Source organism: Paenibacillus sp. F024 (genome assembly GCF_057814255.1).
Window position 1 is genome coordinate 1 of the sequence record NZ_JBVASZ010000164.1, and the last position, 282, is coordinate 282.

The 282-nt window shown below is 55.7% G+C and carries 1 pseudogene; it reads left to right on the plus strand.

The window, feature by feature from the left end:
• A pseudogene (locus tag ACZYR9_RS27800) lies at positions 1-180 on the plus strand (FAD-dependent tricarballylate dehydrogenase TcuA); the annotation flags it as partial.
• Between the last annotated feature and the right edge of the window lie 102 nt (positions 181-282).

Below are 282 nucleotides of genomic sequence, written 5' to 3' on the forward strand. Positions count from 1 at the left end.
GACCAAGAGGGTATGCCTATCCCGGGTCTCTACGCTGCCGGTTAGATGGTGGGCGGGCTATTCTATGAAAATTACCCCGGAGGATCCGGATTAATGTCAGGCGCAGTCTTCGGCAAGTCAGCCGGAGGCTCCGCGGGCCGCTATACCAAAGAGAAAGTGAAAGCCTCGGCAAATGAATAAAGGAAGATTCGCTTGAGCGGCGCCAGCGCCCTTGGTTCTCCAAAGAAGGAGAGCTCAAGGGCGTTTCACATGGATGGACGTGCCGGATAAAGCGTGCTACAC